Source organism: Micromonospora sp. NPDC047527 (genome assembly GCF_040643015.1).
In the GTDB taxonomy this organism is placed as follows: domain Bacteria; phylum Actinomycetota; class Actinomycetes; order Mycobacteriales; family Micromonosporaceae; genus Micromonospora.
The window spans coordinates 16,086-31,599 of the sequence record NZ_JBEYTK010000007.1; the positions used below are offsets into that span (position 1 = coordinate 16,086).

Here is a 15,514-nt window from a genome sequence, read left to right on the forward strand (position 1 = left end):
TGGGTGGAGCGCGTCAGGCCGCAGGGGTTGGGCGTAGGTCTGCTAGCAGTTTCTCCACCTCGGCGTACGCGTCGTGGCTCAGCGGGCCGAGCGCCAGGGTGGCCAGGTTCTCCTCCGCCTGGGCCACCGTGCGCAGGCCGGGGATCGGCACCGTACGCGGGCTGCGCGCCAGCAGCCAGCCGAGCGCGCCCTGGGCCAGGGTGCGCCCGTCGGCGGTGAGCGCCTCCCGGACCTGCTCGACCCGTGCCGCCCAGCGGGGCGTGGGTCGGCCGTCGGTGAACCACCGCAACCACTCGGGTGCCCGGCCGCGTACGTCGTCCGCGCCGACCGCCCGGGTCGAGCCGGTGAGCAGCCCCATCGCCAGCGGCCCCCGGTTGAGGCTGGCCAGGTCGTATTCGTCGCAGACCGCCAGCACCGCCGCGTTGTCGCTCAGCACCGACTCGTCGTGCTGGATGGCGACGCAGTGCGGGCCGGCAGCCGCGAACGCCTCCGCCGAGCCCGGGTTGTCGGTGCTCCAGCCGTACCCCCGGATCTTGCCCTGGTCGACCAGGGCCTCCAGGGTGCCGACCAGGTCGAGCGCGGCGGGCACCGGCAGGTCGTTGAGGTGCAGTTGGTAGAGGTCCACGTGGTCGGTGCCGAGCCGGCGCAGCGAGTCCTCCAGGCTGCGCACGGCGAACGCGGGGCTGGCGTCGGTGCCGAGCGCCCGCCGGGTGGCCTCGTCGCTGACGTTGCCGAACTTGGTGGCGATGACCACATCGTCGCGACGACCGGCCAGGGCCCGACCGAGGACCAGCTCACTGTGCCCGGCGCCGTAGTTGCTGGCCGTGTCGAACAGCGTCACCCCCAGGTCCAGCGCCCGGTGGATGGTGCGGATCGACTCGTCGTCGTCCACCTCACCCCACCCGAACGGCTGCCCGTCGTCACCCCAGAGCGGGCCGCCGATCGCCCAGCAACCCATCCCGATCGCGCTGACCTCGATGCCGCCGCATCCCAGCGTCCGTGTCGTCGTCATGCGCCAAGCCTCCAACCTGGAGTGCGCTCCATGTCAAGGGTCAGCCGATGGCCGCCAGCCGGGGCAGCAGCGGGGTCAGCGGATCGAGCGCGTCGGCCCGTACCACGTAGCGGGTGACGCCCCACCGCCGCCGGTGAGCCGCCACCGCCGCGACGATCTCGTCGGGGCTGCCGATCAGCACGAACGGGCTGGCCAGCAGCTCGTCGACCCGCAGGCCGGTCTCCTCGGCCATCTGCTCCGCGGCGGCCCGCGCGCCGTCGCCCACGGCCACCCGCTGCACCAACGCCTCCAACGCCGGTGGCTCGGCCCGGCCGGCCGCGCCGGCCGCGACCGCGGCCAACTGCGCGTCGAGCTGCGCGGCCCGCCAGCGCACGCCGTGGCTGTGGCCGTCGGCGAGGGTACGGCCGAAGCCGGTCAGTCCGACCACGTCGGCGTACGCCCCGGCCCAGCGCAGCAGCTCGGTGTTGGCCGTGCCGACGGTCAGCGGGATGTGGGGCCGCACCGGGTGGGGCCGGTCCAGCCGGGCGGCACGCATCACCAGGTCGGCGGAGTCGACGGTGACCTCGTCGCCGGCCAGCAGCGCGCGTACCGCCTCGGTCACCGCGATGCAGCGGCGTACCCGGCCGGCGACGTCGGGGCGCTCCCGTCCGACGGCCCGCCACTCGGCCGGGGTGTGGCCGGCTCCGATGCCGAGCCGGGCCCGGCCGCCGGAGACCAGGTCGAGGGTGGCCACGTCGGTGGCGAGCAGGGCCGGTTCGCGGACGCCGGCGTTGGAGACGTACGAGCCGAGCCCGAGGGTCGAGGTGACCGACGCGGCGGCGGCCAGCGCGACGAACGGCGCGGGCACCCCGCCCGGATGGTCGCCGACCAGCAGCGCGTCGTAGCCGGCGGACTCGGCCCGGCGGGCCAGGTCGCACCAGCCGGCGGCATCGGACGGGCTTGCCTGCACCGAGAAGGTGATCACGCGCCCCAGCCTGCCCGGCACGGGACCGGGACGGCCAGCGGTTCTGCCAAGGGGAGAAGCGCTCGGTCGGTTGGTCAGGGGGTGGTGGGCTCGTCCGGCTCGTGGACGTCGTGCCAGCGGGCCCGCCAGGCGGCATCGCTGGCCTCGTGGGTGGTCCGCTCCTGGAAAACGGCCGCCCGCAGCGCGTGCCGGGAACTCGACATCACCAGCACCTCGACGGCCACCAGGCCGACGCAGATCACGGTGGCGAGGGCGAGCGCGCCCAGCGCCGGCAGGTACTGGCCGAGCGGCAGGGCCACCGCCAACGCCACGATCACGCCGACGCGGGTCCAGGTGACGGTGTGCAGGGTGCGGAGCTGGAACAGCATGTTGACGGCGAAGTAGCAGATCAACCCACCGAAGAGCATCGGCACGGCGGGTCCATGGATCTGTTGGGCGGGCCCGCCGGCCGGGTCGGTGACCTGGTGCAGGATCTCCTCGCTGCCGATGGAGAAGAGGATGATCCCGGCGATCATCGGCAGGTAGAGGTACGCGTACGCGTCCCGGGCCATCGCCACCCGGGGGCTGCCCTCGGCCGCGTGCAGGGCGATCCGGGCGGCCGGCCCGATGAAGTCGAAGTGCGCCCACCACAGGGCGGCGGTGAGCACGATGCCGAGCGTCGCGGCCGTCACCGCCGGCCAGGTGACCGGCTGACCGAGCAGGTTGCCGCCCACGCCCGTGGAGATCACCGACTCGCCCAGAGCGATGATCAGGATGAGGTCGTACCGCTCGGTCCAGTGTTCGGCGCTTGTCACACCCCAGCCCCAGGTGCCCACGATGAAGCCGGTGGCGTACTGGAACAGCACCACGGTGATCCACAGCCCGTCCCGAACCAGCGCGGCCCGGTCGGTGTCGGCGATCTGCGGCGGGATCAGCGCGGCGGCCAGCAGCAGCACGATGCTCGCCACCAGCTCCGGGGCGAAGCGGCGCAGCTGGCGGCGCTCCTGCGGGCTGTCCCGCACCACATGTTGATACAAGATCATGTGGACGCCCCGGACCACGACGTAGCTGACGGCCACCAGCATCGGGCCGGCGGCGCCTCCCCTCGGGTCGCTGAACGCCTGCGGCAGCCCCAACGCGAACGAGAACAGGGCGGCCATCGCGACCACCATCAGCACCGGCACGTAGCCCTCGCCGAGCCGGACCCGGGTGGCGACGAGGCTGTGCACCACCCAGCACCACCAGAGCACGGCGAGCACCAGGCCGGCGTGCAGCAGCTGCCGGCCGGAGATGTTCGCGGCGGTGGCCCGGGTGATGATGAAGAACGAGAAGACGAAGACCAGGTCGAAGAAGACCTCGAACTTGTCCACCCGGGCGCCGGGGGCGATCGGGACAGCAGGCCCCAGATGCCCACGTCGTCGGAAGCCGCCCACAAACCCACTCTGGCAGCGTCCGGACTGGTCGGAGGCCGAACGGGTCAGCCGGCAGCCGGCGCCGGCGCCGCGCGTTCCGGCGCGACGGCGTCGAGCGTTACCTCCGGCCCGGGGCGGGAAAACGCCTGGACCGCGGCCTCCAGCAGCCGCTCGTGGTTGCGACGGCCGCCCCACCCGGACAAGGATGGACAATGACGACGAGCAACCCGATCACCACCCCTTTCACCCATGAATCCACCGCGATGGACGTGATCCAGGGCGTGGACCTCGGCGGGCGGCGGGCCATCGTCACCGGCGGGTCGTCCGGCATCGGCGTGGAGACCGCCCGTGCCCTGGCCAGCGTCGGCGCCCAGGTCACGCTGGCCGTGCGCAACACCGACGCCGGGCAGCGCGCCGCCGACGACATCACCGCCACCACGGGCAACGACCAGGTCCTGGTCGCTCCGCTCGACCTCGCCGACCAGGGCTCGATCGCCGACTTCGTGGCCAACTGGGACGGCCCGCTGCGCATCCTGGTCGACAACGCCGGCATTATGGCCGCACCGGAGACGCGTACCCCGCAGGGCTGGGAGATGCAGTTCGCCACCAACCACCTGGGGCACTTCGCGCTCGCCACCGGGCTGCGACCTGCCCTCTCCGCGGCGGACGGGGCCCGGATCGTCTCGGTCAGCTCCGCCGCCCACCTGCGCTCCCCGGTGGTCTTCGACGACATCCAGTACGAGCGCCGGCCGTACGAGCCGTGGGAGGCGTACGGGCAGTCCAAGACGGCCAACGTGCTCTTCGCGGTGGAGGCGAGCCGCCGCTGGGCCGACGACGGCATCCTGGCCAACTCGCTGATGCCCGGCGCGATCCAGACCAACCTCCAGCGGTACGTCACCGAGGAGGAGCTGAACCGGATGCGCGCCGGCAACGCGGCGGCCTGGAAGACCGTCGAACAGGGTGCCGCCACCTCGGTGCTGGTCGCCACCTCGCCGCTGCTCGACGGGGTCGGTGGGCGCTACTTCGAGGACTGCCAGGAGGCCGGCCTGGCCCAGCCTGGTGAGCGGCGCGGCGTCGCCGGGTACGCGCTGGATCCGGAGGCCGCCGAGCGGCTCTGGCAGACGTCGACGGCCCTCCTGAAGGGCTGAGAGCCCGACCGCGGGCTCCGGCTGGTGCGAGCGGCCCGGACACCAGCCGAACGAAGAGGCGCCCCGGTCAACGACCGGGGCGCCTCTCGGCGTTGCTACGGAGATCAGGCCAGGCCCAGCTCCGACTCGAAGTTGCCGGCCTCCAGCCGCTCCTTGACCGCGGCCAGGAAACGGGCCGCGTCGGCGCCGTCGATCAGCCGGTGGTCGTAGGACATGGCCAGGTAGACCATCGACCGGACCGCGATGACCTCACCCAGGTCCGGGTCGTTGACCACGACCGGCCGCTTCACCACGGCACCCGTGCCGAGCATCGCCGACTGCGGCGACGGCACGATCGGGGTGTCGAAGAGCGCGCCCCGGCTGCCCGTGTTGGTCAGCGTGAAGGTCGCCCCGGCGATCTCGTCCGGGCTGATCTTGTTGGTCCGGGTGCGCTCGGCCAGGTCGGCGACCCGCTTGGCGATGCCGCCCAGGTTGAGGTCGCCCGCGTTGTGGATGACCGGCGTCAACAGCCCACGCTCGGTGTCCACGGCGATGCCGAGGTGCTCGGCCTCCGGGTAGGTGATCGTCCCGCCCTCGAGATCCATGCGGGCGTTGACGATCGGGTACGTCTGCAGCGCCTCGATCGCCGCGAGCGCGAAGAACGGCAGGAAGGACAGCTTCACGCCGTGCCGCTGGACGAAGGAGTCCTTCGCCTGCGCCCGCAGCTTGGCGATCCGGGTGACGTCCACCTCGACGACAGTGGTGAGCTGCGCCATCTCGTGCAGCGACTCGTGCAGCCGGGTGGCGATGGCCTTGCGGATGCGCGGCAGCTTCTCGGTGGTGCCCCGCTTACCGCTGGGCTGCGGCTTCGCGGCCGGCTTGGCCGGAGCCGCCGACGGCGCGGCGGTCGGCTGCGCGGCGGCGGGAGCGGCCTTGGCCTTCTCGGCCGCGTCGAGGACGTCCTGCTTGCGGATCCGGCCACCCACGCCGGTGCCGTTGAGCGAGGCCAGGTCGACACCGTGCTCGCTGGCCAGCTTGCGCACCAGCGGGGTGACGTACCCGGCGGCCTCCTCGCCGCCACCCTGCGCCGGGCGCTGCGGTGCGGCGGTCGGCGCGGACGGCTGCGCGGCCTGCTCGGTCTTCGCCGGCTCCGGGGAGGTCTCCGCCTCCGCGGCCGGCTCGTTGTACGACGTGCCCGGGGTCGGCTCCTCGACCTTCGGCTCCGGCTTCGGCTCAGCCTTCGGCGCGGCCTGCGCCTTCGGCTCGGGCTTCGCCTGGGCGGGGGCCCCGCCGGCGGCACCGATGATCACCAGCTCGGCGCCGACGCCGGCGGTCTCGTCCTCGGCGACCTTGATCTCCAGAACGGTGCCGGCGACCGGCGACGGGATCTCGGTGTCCACCTTGTCGGTGGAGACCTCCAGCAGCGGCTCGTCCACCTCGACGGTGTCGCCGACCTGCTTGAGCCAGCGCGTGACCGTACCCTCGGTGACGCTCTCGCCCAGGGCCGGCATCTTCACCGCGGTGCCCTCGCCAGACGGCGCGGCGGCCGCAGCCGGCGCCTCGTCCTGGGCCGGGGCCTCGTCCTGCGCGACCTGGTCGGCGGTGCCCTCGGCGGCGGCCGTCGGCTCGGTGGCCGGCTCGACCGCCTCGGCCGGTGCCTGCTCCTGCGGGGCGGCCTCGCCGCCGCCGGTCGACTCGCCCTCACCGGCGATGACGGCGAGTTCGCTGCCGACCTCGGCGGTCTCGTCCTCGCCGACCACGATCCGGCTCAGCACGCCCGCCGCGGGCGACGGGATCTCGGTGTCGACCTTGTCGGTGGAGACCTCGAGCAGGGGCTCGTCGACCTCGACCGTGTCGCCCTCCTGCTTGAGCCAGCGAGTGACGGTGCCCTCGGTGACGCTCTCGCCGAGCCGGGGCATGGTGACCGATACCGGCATTTTCTGAGACTCCTTCATTCCCCTGGTGGGATCTTCGCCCGTCGCCGGACGCCGCGGTTGATTGTCAGGCGTGCGCGTGCAGCGGCTTGCCGGCGAGGGCCAGGTGCGCCTCGCCCAGGGCCTCGTTCTGGGTCGGGTGGGCGTGCACGAGCTGGGCGACCTCGGCCGGGTAGGCCTCCCAGTTGTAGATGAGCTGAGCCTCACCGATCAGCTCACCGACCCGGGCGCCGATCATGTGAACGCCGACCACCGGGCCGTCCTCCACCCGGACCAGCTTCACGAAGCCGGTGGTCTTGAGGATCTGGCTCTTGCCGTTGCCACCCAGGTTGTAGTTGTACGTCGTGACCTTGTCGGCGCCGTACTGCTCCTTGGCCTTCGCCTCGGTCAGGCCCACCGACGCCAGCTCCGGGTCGCAGTAGGTGACGCGCGGGATGCCGACCTCGTCGATCACGGCCGGGGTCTGCCCGGCGATCTCCTCGGCCACGAAGATGCCCTGCTGGAAGCCCCGGTGCGCGAGCTGGAGGCCGGGCACGATGTCGCCGACCGCGTAGACGTTCGGCACGCTGGTGCGCAGCCGCTCGTCGGTCAGCACGTAGCCGCGGTCCATCTTGACGCCCTGCTCCTCGTACCCGAGGTTGGCGGTGTTCGGGCCGCGACCGACGGCGACCAGCAGCAGCTCGGCCTCGACGGTCTCGCCGCCCTGGATGGTGAGCTTGACGCCCTTCTCGGTCTTCTCGACCTTCTCGAAGGGCTTGCCGACCTTGAAGTTGATCTTCCGCTTGCGGAACGCCCGCTCCAGCGCCTTCGACGACTCCTCGTCCTCGGCGGCCACCAGCCGGGGCAGCGCCTCGACGATCGTGACGTCCACACCGAAGGACTTCCACACGCTGGCGAACTCGACGCCGATGACGCCGCCACCCAGCACGATCACCGACGACGGCACGCGGTCCATGGTGAGCGCGTGGTCGCTGGTGATGATCCGCTCACCGTCGACCTCCAGGCCGGGCAGGCTCTTCGCGTACGAGCCGGAGGCCAGCACGATGTTGCGGCCGGTGTAGCGCTTGCCGTCCACCTCGACCACGTTCTTGCCGACCAGCTTGCCGGCGCCCGCCACGAAGGTGATGTTCTTCGAGCCGCCCACCAGGCCCTGCAGGCCCTTGTACAGGCGGGCGATCACGCCGTCCTTGTACGCGTTGACGCCGGCCATGTCGATGCCGATCAGTTCGGCCTTCACACCGAACTGCTCCGACTCGCGGGCCTGATCGGCGATCTCCGCCGCGTGCAGCAGGGCCTTGGTCGGGATGCAGCCGTTGTGCAGGCAGGTTCCGCCGAGCTTGCCCTTTTCGACCAGCGCGACCTTCAGGCCCAGCTGGACGGCGCGCAGCGCGGTCGCGTAACCGCCGCTGCCACCTCCGAGAATGACGATGTCGAAGGTCGCTTCGTTCGGCTCGCTCACGTCCAACTCCCAGGTCGCGTCGCTGCATCGGGGGTCACGGGGTTGTAACACGGACACACCCCACCTCGGTCATCTTGTCACCACTGGGCACAGGGCGCGTACCGAGGTGCCCAACGACACGTCATCGACACGTACCCTTGGCACCGTTGTCGACAACGGGGCATTGGGGGAGATGATCGGTGGGGTTGTTCCGACGCCGCAAGCAGGAGCGTGTGCCGAGCCACGACCGCGCGGCCGATCGTGGCGATCTGGAGCACCTCGAAACCTTCATCCGCAGCCGGCGTGGCGTCGAGGCGTTCATCGAGCCGCGGACGACGGTCACCGAGACCACCGTCATCCTGATCGCCGACGACGGTGAGTGGACCCGCCGGCGCATCGACGGCCCGGACGGCGCGCGGCGCTTCGCGTACCGGATGGGCATCCCGGTGTACGACGTCCGGCTGATGGGCTACCCGCAGCGGATGCGTGACTTCAACGAGCGTCGCAAGCGCCGCCCCGAGCGGTACTGAGAACGCGAACCGGGGCGCCCCCACGTGGGGACGCCCCGGAAACCCGCGCGACGGTCAGCCGTTGGCGGCGACGTCCTCCACCAGCTGCACCAGGGTGCGGACGGGGACACCCGTGCCGCCCTTGGTCCAGTAGCCGGTCGGCTCACCCGAGTGGTAACCCGGCCCGGCGATGTCGATGTGCGCCCAGGCCACGCCGTCGGCCACGAACTCCCGCAGGAACACGCCGCCCTGCAACATGTGCCCGGCGCGGTCCATCCCGGCGTTGACCTGCGAGATGTCCGCCACCTCGGACTCCATGCCCTTGCGCACGTCGTCCGGCAGCGGCATCGGCCAGGCCGGCTCGCCGACGGCGTCGCCGACCGTCCGGACCCGCTCACACAACTCCGGGGTGCCCATCACGCCGGCCATCTTCTTGCCGAGCGCGATCACCTGGCCGCCGGTCAGCGTGGACGTCTCGAACAGGTAGTCCGTGCCGTCCTCGCAGGCGCGGGCGATGGCGTCGGCCAGGACCATCCGGCCCTCGGCGTCGGTGTTGAGCACCTCCACCTTCTTGCCGTTGTACATGCTGATCACGTCGCCCGGCCGGTAGCTGCTGCCCGAGGGCATGTTCTCCGCCATCGGCAGGTAGGCGCTGACCGCCACCGCCGGCTTGAGCGCGGCGATCGCCAGCATGGCGGCACCCACCGCGGCGGCGCCCGCCATGTCGGACTTCATCTCCCACATGCCCTGCGCGGGCTTGATCGAGATGCCACCGGTGTCGAAGGTGATGCCCTTGCCGACCAGCGCGACCCGCTTGCCGTTGCCGCCGCCCTGCGGGGTGTAGGTGAGCTTCACCAGCCGCGGCGGAGCCTCCGAACCCTGCCCGACCGCGACGATGCCGCCGTACCCGCCAGCGACCAGCGCCGCCTCGTCGAGCACCTCGACGTCGAGGCCCGCGTCACGGGCGGCACCGGCCACGGCGTCGGCGAACGACGGCGGACGCAGCTCGTTCGGGGCGGTGTTCACCCAGTCCCGGCTGAGTCGAACCGCGCCGGCCACCGCCTGCGCCCGGGTGATCTCCGCCTGGGCGCCCGCGTCGGCGGCGTCCGGCACGCTGATCAGCGCCTCGGCCACCGGCTCCCGCCGGGTCGGCTGCGGCCGGGTCTTGTAACCGGCGAACCGGTACCCGCCGAGCAGCGCTCCCTCAGCGACCGCGCGCAGCGCGGCCGGAGCGTCCGCGTCGTCCGGCAGCGGCATGGCCAGCGCCACCTTCGACGCGCCCGCCACGGCCCGGATCGCCGAGCCGGCCGCGCGGCGCAGCGCCTCCGGCGCCGGGGCGGCGCCCGACGGCTCCGGACCCAGCCCGACGGCGGCGACCAGCGGGGCGGTGACCGTCCCGAGCGTGGCCAGCTTGATCACTTCGCCCGGGGCGCCGGTCGCGCCGAGCAGCGCCAGCGTCTCGGTCAGCTTGCCGTCGAACGCGGCGGCGATGCTCTCCGCGCCGCTGGCGAGCAGCAGGGTGCCGGCGAGGCCGCTGGTGGCGCCCTGCTCTCCGGTCTGGCTGTGCACGCCGATCACGATCGCGTCGACGGCGAGCTCCGCCGGGTCGGTGTCGACCAGGCTCAGGATGGTGGTGCGGGGGGATGTCACTGAAGCTACTCCGGGCGGGCCGGGCCGGTCGCGGCGTCGCGTACCGGCGGTGAAGGTCTCCGACGGAACCTACCCGCCGGACATCAGGGCTGTCCCGTCGATGACGCCGACGGGGTCGCCGCCGATGCTAACCAGCGGTGTTGTCCCCGGTAAGTTGCCACCCATGACCGACGTGACCTCCGCCGCCGCCGTGACCCGGCTGCGCCGATCCCCGCTGCACGAGCGGCACACCGCCGCCGGCGCCAAGTTCGCCCCCTTCGGGGGCTGGGAAATGCCACTGGAGTACGCCGGTGGCGGGGTGCTCAAGGAGCACACCGCGGTGCGTACCGCGGTGGGGGTCTTCGACGTGTCGCACCTGGGCAAGGCCCGTGTGACGGGGCCTGGCGCGGCCGACTTCGTCAACGCCTGCCTCAGCAACGACCTCGGCCGGATCGGGCCGGGGCGGGCGCAGTACACGCTCTGCTGCGACGACGCCACCGGCGGCGTGGTGGACGACATCATCGCCTACCTGTACGCCGACGACCACGTCTTCCTCATCCCGAACGCCGCCAACACCGCCGAGGTGGTGCGCCGGCTGCGCGCCGCCGCGCCGGAGCGGGTCACCGTCACCGACGAGCACGAGGCGTACGCGGTGCTGGCCGTGCAGGGCCCCCGCTCGGGCGAGCTGCTGGCCGCACTCGGCCTGCCCACCGAGCACGGCTACATGAGCTTCTCCGCCGCCAGCCTGGCCGGGGTGAAACTGACCGTCTGTCGGACCGGCTACACGGGCGAGCTGGGCTTCGAGCTGGTGGTGCCGGCCGAGCACGCGGTGACCGTGTGGGACGCGCTCTTCGGTGCGGGCTTCGACCTGCGCGCCTGCGGGCTGGCCGCGCGGGACACGCTGCGCACCGAGATGGGCTACCCGCTGCACGGGCAGGACCTCTCGCTGGACATCACCCCGGTGCAGGCCCGCTCGGGCTGGGCGGTGGGTTGGGACAAGCCGGCCTTCTGGGGCCGCGACGCGCTGCTCGCCGAGAAGGCCGCCGGTCCCCGACGTACGCTGCGCGGCCTGGTTGCCGTCGACCGCGCCATTCCGCGCCCCGGGATGACCCTGCACGTCGGCGACACGCAGGTCGGCGAGGTGACCAGCGGCACCTTCTCGCCAACCCGCAAGCAGGGCATAGCGCTGGCCCTACTGAACACCGACGCCAACCTAACCGACGGCGACGAGGTAGAAATCGACATCCGCGGCCGCAAAGCCCCCCTAACCCTAACCAAGCCCCCCTTCGTAACCCCCTCAGTCAAGTAACCCCACCCACCCCGCCCCCCACCCCCGCTGACCCCCGTTGATCATGAAGTTATTGCCGCGACACGCCGACGGCGGAGGCAATAACTTCATGATCACCCGGGTGGGCGGGGCGGGGGAGTGGGGGTGGGGTTAGGGGGTTTTGGGGGTTGGGGGTTCGCCGGAGTCCAGGACGGCTTGGGTCCAGCCGCCCTCGATGACGCCTGTGGCGTCCAGGACGGCCCAGTCGACCACGTCGGTCGCCTCCACCACCACGGGAGCGCCGATCCGCACGCTCGGATCGGTGGCCGCGTCGCTGGCGCTGACGCCGACGATCCGCTCCGGGGCCTCCCACGAGGTGACGCCCGCCCAGACGTACTCCGGGCCGTCGTCGCCGGGCAGGCCGTACTTGACCACCAGCTGCGACTCCGGCGGCAGGTGACCGGCGACGAGCCGAGCCCGGGCGTCACCCAGTGCCGCCCGGGCGGTGGCGACCGCCCGGCTCATCGCGTCACCCGAGCGGGCGTAGCGCACGTCCGGCTGGATGCCGGAGAACAACGTCGCGCAGGCGGCGGCGTAGTAGCGCCCGTCCGAACCCGGATGCCCGGCCGGCGGGCGCAGGCTCAGGAACGAGTCGGCCTCCGGGTCGGTCGCCGGGTCCAGCTCCAGGCGCAGCAGCACCGGCGCGGTCGCGCCGTGTTGCTCCGGGTTGCCGTACGCCACGGCGATGTCGTGCCCGGTCACCGTCGCCAGCACCGGGAGCTGCACGAACGCGGGCACCTCCGAGCCGGCGAGGCCGTCGGTCCAGTCCCGCAGCAGCCGGCGAGCCGCACCGGTCATCACCGCACCCCAGGCGCGGGTGAGGTGGTCGGGCACCCCCTGGGTCTGCAACTCCAGCAGGCCGAAACGGCGTAGCCCCTTGGTGGTGAACCACAGCCCCTCGGTGTCCGAGGAGTACGGCACCAGCACCCAGTCGACCAGCCGGATCCGGCCGTGCTCGTCGGGGAGCGAGCGCAGCGCCGTCGCCGGGTCGAGGAACTGCAGGCCGAAGACGTCCACCACGTCGCTGTCGACGGACTCGGCCACCGCCGCCGCCACCGCCCGTGCCGCCCACTCGTGTGCGGGCGGCCAACCGGGCCGGTATTCGGCCTGCACCACGACCAGGTGGGTCGCCGCGGCCAGCCGGGCCAGCTGCGCCTCGGTGGCGCCGAACGCGGTGAGCAGATCGGGCGGAAGCTCCGGGAACTCGCTGATCGGCCGGGTGTCCACGCTCATCAGCGGGCTGTCCAGCATCTGCCGGGCGAGACCGTGCACCGGCTCGGCCAGCCGGCCGGTCAGCGCCGCCACCGCGGTCTTGGCGCTGACCTTCGGCAGCCCTGCCATCGGCACCAGGTAGGTCGCGCTGAGCGACTCCGGGACCGGTACGGGCAGGAAGTCGTCCGTGATGAGCATGTGGGTTCCCCCGGTGGCGGCGCCGGTGCTGTCGAGCCGAACGCTACCCGGCCGGCCCAGCCCGGTTCAGCCGGACAGCACCAGACCCAGGTAGACCAGCGTGGTGACCACCTCGACGGTCGCGCCGAGCACGTCGCCGGTGATCCCGCCGAGCCGGCGTACCACGTGGGCCAGCAGCGGCACCGCGACGGCGAGCGCGGCCACGACGGCCAGTGGCCCCTGCCACGGCCGGCCCGGCACCGCGGGCACCGCCAGCAGCACGACGGCGACCGCGCCGGCGGCGAGCGCCACCGGGCCGACCGTGCCGGCCACCAGGGCGCCCAGCCCGTCCGGCCGGGCCGCCGGCACGCCCCGCCGGCAGGCCATCGTCACGCCGAGCCGCCCGGCGGCGGTCGCGGCCACCACCGCCGCGAGACACGCCGGCCACGAACGACCGGCCAGCTCGGCGAGTGCCGCGGCCTGCACCAGGAGTACGACCACCAGGGCGACCACGCCGAACGGCCCGACGTCCGGCTTCTTCATGATCTCCAAGGCGGCAGCGCCCCGCCGGTACGAGCCGAGCGCGTCCACGGTGTCGGCCAGCCCGTCCAGGTGCAGGCCCCGGGTCAGCAGGGCGGCGGCGCCCACCGTCACACCGGCGGCCACCAGCGCGGGAGCGAGGGCGCCGACCAGCAGCAGGACGGCGGCCAGCAGGGCGCCGAGCAGCGCGCCGACGGCCGGGGCGAGTGCCATCGCGGTGCCCGCCACCGGGCGGTCGATCCTCCCGGCGCACACCGGCAGCGTGCTGAAGGTGGTGACCGCCAGCCGGGCCCCCGCGACGAGCCGCGACTCAGCCGGCACGCCAGCCCGACGCCGGCTGCTCGTCCGGCGCGGTGCTGGTCGGGCCCGGCCCGGCCGGCTCCGGTTCGACGAAGTCCGGTTCGGCGGCATGGTCGGGCTCGGTGTCGTCCGGCTCGGTGTCGTCGGGGTCGGTCGCCGGCGACTCCGGCTCGTCGAGGGCCGCGTCGCCGGCCAGCGACGGGTGGACGGGCAGCGCGGCGGCCAGCGCCAGCACCGAGCGCAGCAGCGGGAGCGCGACCAGCGCGTTGGCCCCCTCGCCGAGGTCGAGTCGCAGGTCGAGCAGCGGGGTGAGGCCGAGCACGTCGGCGGCGAGCCGCGCCGCTGGGTGCCCACCGTGGTCGGCCAGCAGGCACCAGTGTCGCGCCTGCCCGGCCAGGTCACGGCTGACCATGCCGGCGGCCAGCCCGACCGGCCCGTCCAGCAGCACCGGCACCCGCCGGGCGGTCGCGCCGAGCAGCACGCCGGTGGCGACCGCCACGTCGCCGCCGCCCAGCTCGGACAGGATGTCCTTGGCGCCGCGCGGGGAGCTGCGGGTGCGGTGCAACGCGTCGCGTACCGCCGCGCAGCGGATCATCCAGGCCGCGTCGTCGATCTCGCCGGAGTCGGTGATCACCCGGCCCAGCACGGCCGGTGGCTCCGCGCCCGCCGTGGCCGCCAGCACCGCCGCCGCTGCCGCCTCGGTGCCGGCGCCGCACGCCCCCAGAACCAACAGTTGTACGCCCGCGTCGGCCGCCTGTTCGGCCAGCCGCCAGCCGTAGCGCAGCGCCGACTCCACCTGCTCGGGGGTGAGCGCCGGCTCGTGCTCCATCGGCGCGGCGGCGGGAGTGTCCACCACCTGCAGGCTGGCGCCGCTCTCGGCGGCCAGCCGGGCCAGCGCGCCCTGGCCGGCACGGGCCTGCGCGGCCCGGCGCGCCGACTCGCCGGCGACGGTGCCGGCGGACGCCCCGCCAGCGTGGTCGCCGTGCAGCAGCAGCACCCGCACCGACCCCCAGGCGAGCGGGGTCGAGGTGCCCTGGGTGGCGGCGGCGAAGCCGACCACCCGGTCCAGCACGCCCAGCCCGGCACCCGGTACGTCCAACGTCGCCAGACGGTCCACCGCCTGCGGGCCGGCGTACTCGTCGGGCATCGGCAGCTCCATGCCCGGCTGGATGACCAGGCCGGTGGCGACCATCGGCAGTGCCATGGTCGGCGCGGCCCACGGGTTGCCGGGCTCCTGGTTCGGGGCGACCGGCGGCGTGTGGGTCAACACGTCGGGCAACTGCACCTCGGGGGTGGGCTCGGCGTCGACCGGGCGCACCGGGGCCGACCCGACCGACGCGGCCACCGTCGCGGCGGCGGTGGGAGCGGTAGCGGTGGTGGCGGCCGTGGGCGCGCTGGCGGCCGGCTTCAGCCAGGCCGGCTGGCCGGCGACCACCAGCACCACCGCGTCACAGGCGTCGGCGACCGCGCGGTTGGCCGCGCCGAGCGCGTCGGTGAACGCCCGGCCCAGCGGGGTGGTCGGCACCAGCGACAGACCCACCTCGGGGCTCACCAGCACCACCCGTGCCGGGCAGGTGCGGATCGCCTCGGCCAGCTCGGCGATCGTCGCCAGGTCGTCGGCGGGCTGGTGGTCCGGGTCGAGCAGCACCGTCACCCAGCCGCCCAGGTCGTCCACGAGCAGCGTCTCGTTGGGCTCGGCGGACGCGAGCACGTCCGCCAGCCGCCGAGGCTCCCCGGCGGTCTCCTCGGTGGTCCAGCTGCCCGGCCGCCGGGCGCGGTGCGCCGCCAGCCGGGTCGCCCACTCGGTGTCCTCCGGGTCGCCCTCCGGCGCGGTGGCCACGTAACGGACCACCGGCGCGTCGGTGACCAGAGACTCGGCGAACTCGGACTTGCCGGACCGGATCCCGCCGAGCACCAGGATCGTCTTCCACCCGTCAACGGACATGCTCGTACC

12 protein-coding genes are annotated in these 15,514 nt (G+C 73.4%); 3 read left to right on the top strand and 9 right to left on the bottom strand.

Annotated features, from left to right (window positions below):
• Positions 1-13 precede the first annotated feature (13 nt).
• The 3 genes from ABZ808_RS24555 to ABZ808_RS24565 form a co-directional block, all read right to left on the bottom strand.
• Entirely contained in the window at positions 14-1,012 is a 999-nt protein-coding gene (locus ABZ808_RS24555; RefSeq protein ID WP_357010767.1) for an aldo/keto reductase, read from the bottom strand.
• A 40-nt stretch (positions 1,013-1,052) separates the two neighbouring features.
• Complete coding sequence (locus tag ABZ808_RS24560; protein ID WP_357010769.1) at positions 1,053-1,976, bottom strand: LLM class flavin-dependent oxidoreductase; 924 nt, start codon at positions 1,974-1,976, stop codon at positions 1,053-1,055.
• A gap of 74 nt (positions 1,977-2,050) precedes the next feature.
• Positions 2,051-3,388, bottom strand: a complete 1,338-nt coding sequence (locus tag ABZ808_RS24565; RefSeq protein ID WP_357010771.1) for a low temperature requirement protein A — start codon at positions 3,386-3,388, stop codon at positions 2,051-2,053.
• Between the two features lie 191 nt (positions 3,389-3,579).
• Here ABZ808_RS24565 and ABZ808_RS24570 point away from each other — a divergent pair, with 191 nt between their 5' ends.
• The gene (locus tag ABZ808_RS24570; protein ID WP_357010773.1) at positions 3,580-4,515 is read left to right on the top strand and encodes an SDR family NAD(P)-dependent oxidoreductase; all 936 of its coding nucleotides are present in this window, start codon (positions 3,580-3,582) and stop codon (positions 4,513-4,515) included.
• 104 nt (positions 4,516-4,619) lie between these two features.
• Here ABZ808_RS24570 and sucB read toward each other — a convergent pair whose 3' ends face one another.
• Together sucB and lpdA are read right to left on the bottom strand one after the other, a co-directional pair.
• Positions 4,620-6,431 carry a 2-oxoglutarate dehydrogenase, E2 component, dihydrolipoamide succinyltransferase gene (gene sucB / locus ABZ808_RS24575; protein ID WP_357010775.1) on the bottom strand — a complete coding sequence of 604 codons (1,812 nt, stop codon included), beginning with the start codon at positions 6,429-6,431 and terminating at the stop codon, positions 4,620-4,622.
• Between the two features lie 64 nt (positions 6,432-6,495).
• The gene (gene lpdA / locus ABZ808_RS24580; RefSeq protein ID WP_357010777.1) at positions 6,496-7,887 is read right to left on the bottom strand and encodes a dihydrolipoyl dehydrogenase; all 1,392 of its coding nucleotides are present in this window, start codon (positions 7,885-7,887) and stop codon (positions 6,496-6,498) included.
• 179 nt (positions 7,888-8,066) lie between these two features.
• Here lpdA and ABZ808_RS24585 point away from each other — a divergent pair, with 179 nt between their 5' ends.
• Complete coding sequence (locus ABZ808_RS24585; RefSeq protein ID WP_357010778.1) at positions 8,067-8,396, top strand: hypothetical protein; 330 nt, start codon at positions 8,067-8,069, stop codon at positions 8,394-8,396.
• A gap of 54 nt (positions 8,397-8,450) precedes the next feature.
• Here ABZ808_RS24585 and ABZ808_RS24590 read toward each other — a convergent pair whose 3' ends face one another.
• Positions 8,451-10,025: a leucyl aminopeptidase gene (locus ABZ808_RS24590; RefSeq protein ID WP_357010780.1), complete on the bottom strand. Its 1,575-nt coding sequence runs from the start codon at positions 10,023-10,025 to the stop codon at positions 8,451-8,453.
• A 163-nt stretch (positions 10,026-10,188) separates the two neighbouring features.
• On the opposite strand from ABZ808_RS24590, the gene gcvT reads away from it, so the two are divergent.
• Entirely contained in the window at positions 10,189-11,313 is a 1,125-nt protein-coding gene (gene gcvT / locus ABZ808_RS24595; RefSeq protein ID WP_357010782.1) for a glycine cleavage system aminomethyltransferase GcvT, read from the top strand.
• 129 nt (positions 11,314-11,442) lie between these two features.
• Here the strand turns inward: gcvT and ABZ808_RS24600 are convergent, their stop codons facing one another.
• The 3 genes from ABZ808_RS24600 to ABZ808_RS24610 all read right to left on the bottom strand — a co-directional run bounded on the left by ABZ808_RS24600 (position 11,443) and on the right by ABZ808_RS24610 (position 15,505).
• On the bottom strand, positions 11,443-12,741 hold the full coding sequence (locus ABZ808_RS24600; protein WP_357010784.1) for a DUF2314 domain-containing protein: 1,299 nt from the start codon (positions 12,739-12,741) through the stop codon (positions 11,443-11,445).
• A 66-nt stretch (positions 12,742-12,807) separates the two neighbouring features.
• On the bottom strand, positions 12,808-13,581 hold the full coding sequence (locus ABZ808_RS24605; RefSeq protein WP_357010787.1) for an adenosylcobinamide-GDP ribazoletransferase: 774 nt from the start codon (positions 13,579-13,581) through the stop codon (positions 12,808-12,810).
• The gene (locus ABZ808_RS24610) at positions 13,571-15,505 is read right to left on the bottom strand and encodes a bifunctional adenosylcobinamide kinase/adenosylcobinamide-phosphate guanylyltransferase (RefSeq protein ID WP_357010789.1); all 1,935 of its coding nucleotides are present in this window, start codon (positions 15,503-15,505) and stop codon (positions 13,571-13,573) included. The genes ABZ808_RS24605 and ABZ808_RS24610 overlap by 11 nt, the downstream gene beginning before the upstream one ends.
• Positions 15,506-15,514 lie beyond the last annotated feature (9 nt).

Bases quoted from the DNA above. Each gene is read 5' to 3' on its own strand.
- ABZ808_RS24570 (WP_357010773.1), top strand. From the start codon at position 3,580: ATGACGACGAGCAACCCGATCACCACCCCTTTCACCCATGAATCCACC.
- ABZ808_RS24610 (WP_357010789.1), bottom strand. From the start codon at position 15,505: ATGTCCGTTGACGGGTGGAAGACGATCCTGGTGCTCGGCGGGATCCGG.
- sucB (WP_357010775.1), bottom strand. From the start codon at position 6,431: ATGCCGGTATCGGTCACCATGCCCCGGCTCGGCGAGAGCGTCACCGAG.
- ABZ808_RS24555 (WP_357010767.1), bottom strand. From the start codon at position 1,012: ATGACGACGACACGGACGCTGGGATGCGGCGGCATCGAGGTCAGCGCG.
- gcvT (WP_357010782.1), top strand. From the start codon at position 10,189: ATGACCGACGTGACCTCCGCCGCCGCCGTGACCCGGCTGCGCCGATCC.
- ABZ808_RS24600 (WP_357010784.1), bottom strand. From the start codon at position 12,741: ATGCTCATCACGGACGACTTCCTGCCCGTACCGGTCCCGGAGTCGCTC.